Genomic DNA, 5,682 nt, shown 5'->3' on the forward strand with positions numbered 1-5,682 from the left:
TGCCCGAGTTGTGACTATAGTGGTCATTCTACAGATATTAATGACATAACTATTTGCGGTAATTGCGGACTACAACTTCATAAAGATGAACTAATAAATATAAATAAGACAAAAATAGAAAAGAAGATTGAACAAGATTTAATGAAAGAACTTTTTAAGAACTTTAAGTGAGGTAACTATGAGTTTAGATTGGGAAATTATTTTATCTACTATAGCAGTTAGCATTTCAGCCTATAGTTTTCTTTCCTCCAGAAAACTTACTTTAGAAATAAATAAACAGCAATTGCAGATAAATGAATTACTCTTAACAAAAGAGAAAGAATATTTCGAAGAGAAAAGTAAAGCTAAGTTTCGAGCATTTATTTTAAATCAGGGTAACCATTTTCAAATCAATATAACTAATCAAGGAAAAGCCAATGCAAGAAATCTTCATTTAGAAATAATCATTGATGAAAGATATAAAGGTGACTTTTATAACATAGATAAGCTATTCCCAATGAATCTAAACACAGGCCAAACAACAAAAATAGGTTATGCAAGAAGGATAGACTTTCCTAATAAATTCGCAATCTTGCTAACCTGGGATGATGAATACAGAAAAGGTAATAAAGAACAAATTGAACTAACAAGCTAAAGCAAAAAGGCTGTTATCTGATTTAGGCTTGCACATGGACACTTAAATTTACCAATTACAACTAAGCTTGTTGTTTGCAAGAGCTTCTTTCACTGGCTTTAAATCATATGTTTGAACTGACATTTGATTGCCTATAGCTTGAAAAGCAAAGGTTACCTCATCATTAGCTTTTAAAAATTTGAATAACTTTTGCTTCTCATAATTGAATGACTGAATCTCCCCCGAAGAATCAATTGGAATATAAATGTTTGACCCTTCTTTCTTTGGATTTGATACCAGCATGTGATAGCCACCATTGCTATAAGCTGCTTGCATATAAGAATATAAAATTAGATCTAATTTATTTTTTTCATCACACCTAAATATCAAATTTGGATAAATATAGTTGTAATTTCCATCTATAGTTAGCGTGTTAGGAGTAGTAACAATAGTTTTACCATTCGCTTCAAATTTTGGCGGGTCATAAACAGGATCAGGTAACTTAAAATTAGGCTTAATTAACTGGCCTTTATCATCAAACTTAGGTTTTTCTTTGCATATTTCAGCCCAACCGCGCGTAAACATTTTATTGCTAGTATTAGACTCATTTTGAAAAACTACTTCATTTTCATTCAAGACAATAAATTTGTTGAAACCAACATACCCACCAAGCCTATTTTTAGAATTAGCTTCACCACAATAACCTTGCAAATTTCTTACTTGTAATGAAGATGGATCTATCAGATCTTTTTTAATAGTAGTATTTATAAGGTCTAATACTTGCTGATCTAATTTAGCCTGTTTTTCTTCAGAACTTTCACACCCGATCAAAGTAAATACCGCTGCTAATAAAATAAACTTTTTCATATCATCTCAACTAAAAAATATCGTTATTCTTACTGTTTAACCCAATTAGCTACTGCTGACTTTGATACTTCAAGACTATCAGCAATCTCTCTTATACTTTTTCCATCTCTGCGAAGCGATATCGCTTTTTCTCTAATCTCAGTGTACTTCATTGCCCTAGCTTTACCTCCATTAGACGAGTTACTTGCCGTTCCTCCTTTAGCCCCTTTACGACTTTGACGATCTATAAACTCTTGATAACAGTAAGCATCCTTCTTCCAGCAGTACGTTGCAATGCTCTTTGCCGTAGCTTTGACCTCAGAGTATGGTAATGGCTCTAAAAACGCCTCATTTACGCTTAGACAGTGTTTTACTACTTCATCTAGCCAAGTAGTATAAATACCACCTCTATGTGCTCTAATCGCTTTATATGCCCATTTACGCACTGTATCGAACATAGTGCAGTTACGCCCAAGCCCTGAAACCTCTTGTTTCTTACTTAGTTTCTTCGGTAAATCGACAAAATCAGCTAAATAATCGAGCGTATAGGCTTGTTCACTCCAAAAAGTGACACGCCAATCTTTATGAAATGGATTCTTTGTAATGAGATGACTGTAGCCAACGTCTGCTCCAAGTTTATTGGCAAGTCCTGCCTGAACCTTTGAGGCATAGGCTATTGCTTTTTGACTCGCTAATTCACTGGTACACAGTGGAATTTCTAATTTATAGCAAATATGAGCATGACCATTTTTTAAGGTCTGCGCTGTCCAATAGGGCATTGGCAAATTTTCATCATGCCATGCCATGACAGCATCTGAACGATCTATATCAAAAAAGAAGTAATGAAGCATACAAGGCTGATTACCCTGTATGTATTGCATGTTAATTGCCGTTTTTTTCGGTCTTATTTGTAAGCCATACAATAAATCATCTGCACAGTATGGTTTATGAGCAAGATTTTCAAAAAAATCGCTTAATTGAGCGTTATTCACCTTTTGCAACGTCCTTTATGTTGCAAATGCTCAAAACATCAGTAAAATACAAGTATCGAATTTGCGTTTACTGATGCTTTAAGTATTTGTTAAACAATGAGAAAAAAGTAGGTTTGCCGACCTGCTTTTTTTTCGCCTGAAAGAAAATCTAACACAACTTTAATAGTTTTAAAAGTTATTGATTTTCTTAATTTTATAGCCGTTTTCTTGCCAATATACGGCATATAATCTAATTAAATATTTCTCGAAGTATGCAAGATTCTTAAAATAAAAACTCGCTTGGCTTCCTCATCAATTTGAATAATTGCACGGTATGGACTGTCAGAAATAAGCATTTCTCTTGTTCCTAAACTGCCCTTCTTTTTAGTTCGATTTGGTGAGAAATACAGGGTTTCCAGCTGTTCAGTAATTTTTAAATACATCCCTTCTGCTAGTTTTTCGCCCCATGTCTCTATGCCATACGCCAAAATTTCAATTAAATCCTGTTCTGCTTGTGGCAAGTAAGAAACTTCATAGGTCATCTTTTACGGCTCGCTACCAAGTCTCGTGCCTTTTGCATTGCAGTCGCATGTACTGACTTCATTTCTTTCGTGTCAGATGGATGCGCTTTCAAAGCATTTAACGCTTCTGTGATTTTCTCTTTTTCCCAATCTTCATAATCATCATCTTGGACATCAAAAAGGCTTTCTAAGTGGGTGCCTTTCACGTCTTTTAATGACAAGAAAACACCAACAGGGCGCTTATTCTTTGTGACTAATACAGGCTCTCGCTGCATCGTATCTAATAACTCACCAAAGCGTGATTTTGCATCTTTCGCTGTAATAACTTGCATTTTCAAACCTCATAAAAGTAGGCGTTTTGTCTATTTTAGACTTTTTTTGAAAGTAATCTAGCGTAATTTATTAAATTTAACGCCCAAATCCTCTACTAGCCCTCCTTTCAACCTGTTTTTCTTTCATTTGCTGGCTAATTTGCTGTTCACTTCTCTTAATTTGCTGTTCAGATTGTTTAATTGCTGATTTTGACTGGCTAATTCCTCGTTCTGACTTCTCAATACTTGATTCTGAATGCTCAATGTTTCGATCTGCTCGCTCTGACTTTGATTTATAGCGTTTAGCTCTTTCAATTGCTTCTCTAACGAGTTCAATAAGTCTTTGTAGCGATTCATAAAGTCGTTTGGCATTATCTTGTTCCGCTTGATTAGGATTACTCTGTTTTACGTCCTGCTTTACTTCTTTTGAGGTGGCTAAGTTTTCAAATAAACTTCCGCTATCCTTCAAAAGCTCCTTTCCATCATTTGACTGGTTAAATGGATTTTCAAAAGGAGTTTTAAAGTTAGATTCTATTTTTCCAATTTCAGTACCATTTGACTGGATGTGGTCTCGTAAGCGTCCGCTTTTTTGCTGTTCTTCGCCATGATATATAGGGTTTTCTTGTCTTCGCTCTCGTGTAGAGTCACCTTCCGCAAGATTTGTTTCTCTAGCGGTGTCTGCTCTACTTTCAGATTGATTTCGGCTAATTCCTGCTGCTTGTTCTGAATTTGCTTCGCTAACCACCAATTTACGCCAAGAAAGATCAGAAACACTGTAATCAACACGCCCAATATTGCTCCCGTGAGAATATTCAAACGCAAAGCGTTTCTGATTTTCGGCTGATGATCTTGGATGGTTTGAAGGTTTGACCTTAAAATTTTCTCTGTTTCCTTGCTGCTTGCTCTCAGTAAGGCGTTGTAACTTTCCAAGTGCTGTTTCGTAACGCTCTCGGCTTGTTCTTTGATAATCCTGTCCTGCTCGGCGGTGTTCTTCTGCAAATTGCTTATCAAATTGTCGATTTTCATAAATTACGCCTTCTAAACGAATATTCCGCTTGCCGTCAGGATTCTTAATACTGATTGATCTATCTGTTTCTCTAGCAATCTCAAAGCCTGCACCCTTCAAGGTTTCAACTACATCTTGCCTATTTTGGATATTGCCATTACTAATTTGTTCAGCAATTGCGGTCCCGATTTGCTCTTTAATTTCTTTGACGCTTGAAGGTAGGTTTTGGCTATTCAAAGTTTTAATTGCTTGAGCTTTCTCTGGTGCATGAGGGTCTGTTAAACCATGCTCAAAATTGATGACTTGTTTCCAGTTTTCTACAAGTGGGCGGTCAGCTTGATCAAAATAAGGCTGTAATCTTTTTCCTGTACTTAATTCCACATTTGGAATGACGAAATTAAGCTCTAAACGTCCTTTATCAGTGTGTTCTATCCAAGTGATGTCGTACTGGTCACGCTCTAACCCAGCAAGCAATGTTTCTTCAAAGCTCTGCATGATGGCTTCTTTTTGGTGTTCTTCGAGGTTTGGTTCCTCAAATGAAAGTACTCCAACCGTATAACGGTTTTGGAAGTCCAAGTTGTCTGCTAATCGTTGGGTTAATTCAGGATCTCCACTCAGTAAAACTGCACCTGGTCTATCCCTATCTTTGCCAAGTAGGTAGTCAATGGTTGCACCTGCACTACCACCGCCCTTATTTCCCAAAAATTTAACGATCATAGTTGGCTAAAATTCCTTGTAGTTGTTCTCGAATAACTGCCAACTCTGCAAAGGCTCTAAGTTTTTCTATATCAGATTCCACAGTATTTACTTGTCTCGCAATCTGATTGAGATTGCCCCCAATGCGTCCTAATGCTGCTAATAGCTGAGGATCTGCCGCTTTATAGTTTCTTTTTTTATTCGGTTTCTCATCTAGACAAGTATTTCGAATCCAAGTTGCAAGCTCTCCACCTTCCATACGTTCCAGTAAGGCATGATGTTCAGCTTCTGTTAAACGGACTTTGATTTCCTTATTACGTTTTATAAGAGTTTTTTCTTTCATAACAACTCATCAAATACTTGGTGCTTTTGGGTTTTGGGGTCGGCTTTTTTCCGTAAGAATTTTGGCTATGTTTCATGGCCATAAATCTTGCGGAAATAAAGTCGAAAAGAGGGTCAAGGGATTCTTCCCTTGCAAGGCACAAAAGGTAATCTAGCGAAAACTTTAGTTTTTGTCTAGAGTACCCTTTGTGTGTCCTTGCCCAATTAAAATATAAATTCAGTGATACATAATACATGTCGAAAAAATGGCGCATAAATATCGTCTATAAGGTTATGGAAATGGAAAAGTTTTTTATGTGATAAAGTTAATTCACACATTAAATAGATATGAACAAAGCTTATGAAACTGAATATCCCAAAAACTGTATATATAGAA

7 protein-coding genes are annotated in these 5,682 nt (G+C 36.1%); 1 reads left to right on the forward strand and 6 read right to left on the reverse strand.

Features of this window, described 5'->3' with window-relative positions:
* Positions 1 to 178: 178 nt before the first annotated feature.
* On the forward strand, positions 179 to 634 hold the full coding sequence (locus O4M77_RS15830) for a hypothetical protein (protein ID WP_003115302.1): 456 nt from the start codon (positions 179 to 181) through the stop codon (positions 632 to 634).
* A 48-nt stretch (positions 635 to 682) separates the two neighbouring features.
* Here the strand turns inward: O4M77_RS15830 and O4M77_RS15835 are convergent, their stop codons facing one another.
* From O4M77_RS15835 to O4M77_RS15860, 6 genes are all read right to left on the reverse strand, one after another.
* Positions 683 to 1,480, reverse strand: a complete 798-nt coding sequence (locus O4M77_RS15835) for a hypothetical protein (protein WP_257223308.1) — start codon at positions 1,478 to 1,480, stop codon at positions 683 to 685.
* 29 nt (positions 1,481 to 1,509) lie between these two features.
* A complete protein-coding gene (locus tag O4M77_RS15840) occupies positions 1,510 to 2,451 on the reverse strand; it encodes a replication initiation protein (protein ID WP_180131857.1) in 942 nt (313 codons plus the stop codon).
* A 233-nt stretch (positions 2,452 to 2,684) separates the two neighbouring features.
* Positions 2,685 to 2,972 (reverse strand): type II toxin-antitoxin system RelE/ParE family toxin, encoded by a 288-nt coding sequence (locus O4M77_RS15845; protein WP_003115798.1) that lies wholly within the window; start codon positions 2,970 to 2,972, stop codon positions 2,685 to 2,687.
* Complete coding sequence (locus O4M77_RS15850) at positions 2,969 to 3,283, reverse strand: type II toxin-antitoxin system Phd/YefM family antitoxin (protein WP_003115799.1); 315 nt, start codon at positions 3,281 to 3,283, stop codon at positions 2,969 to 2,971. Before O4M77_RS15850 ends, O4M77_RS15845 begins: the two co-directional genes overlap by 4 nt.
* A gap of 76 nt (positions 3,284 to 3,359) precedes the next feature.
* Complete coding sequence (locus O4M77_RS15855; protein WP_286430579.1) at positions 3,360 to 4,985, reverse strand: relaxase/mobilization nuclease domain-containing protein; 1,626 nt, start codon at positions 4,983 to 4,985, stop codon at positions 3,360 to 3,362.
* Entirely contained in the window at positions 4,975 to 5,307 is a 333-nt protein-coding gene (locus O4M77_RS15860; protein ID WP_003115802.1) for a plasmid mobilization protein, read from the reverse strand. The genes O4M77_RS15855 and O4M77_RS15860 overlap by 11 nt, the downstream gene beginning before the upstream one ends.
* Positions 5,308 to 5,682 lie beyond the last annotated feature (375 nt).

The sequence above is a fragment of the Acinetobacter sp. YWS30-1 genome (genome assembly GCF_033558715.1).
In the GTDB taxonomy this organism is placed as follows: Bacteria; Pseudomonadota; Gammaproteobacteria; order Pseudomonadales; family Moraxellaceae; genus Acinetobacter.

Excerpts from the sequence above, each read along its gene's own strand:
- O4M77_RS15830 (WP_003115302.1), top strand. The coding sequence starts at position 179 with ATGAGTTTAGATTGGGAAATTATTTTATCTACTATAGCAGTTAGCATT.
- O4M77_RS15835 (WP_257223308.1), bottom strand. The coding sequence starts at position 1,480 with ATGAAAAAGTTTATTTTATTAGCAGCGGTATTTACTTTGATCGGGTGT.
- O4M77_RS15845 (WP_003115798.1), bottom strand. The coding sequence starts at position 2,972 with ATGACCTATGAAGTTTCTTACTTGCCACAAGCAGAACAGGATTTAATT.
- O4M77_RS15850 (WP_003115799.1), bottom strand. The coding sequence starts at position 3,283 with ATGCAAGTTATTACAGCGAAAGATGCAAAATCACGCTTTGGTGAGTTA.
- O4M77_RS15855 (WP_286430579.1), bottom strand. The coding sequence starts at position 4,985 with ATGATCGTTAAATTTTTGGGAAATAAGGGCGGTGGTAGTGCAGGTGCA.
- O4M77_RS15860 (WP_003115802.1), bottom strand. The coding sequence starts at position 5,307 with ATGAAAGAAAAAACTCTTATAAAACGTAATAAGGAAATCAAAGTCCGT.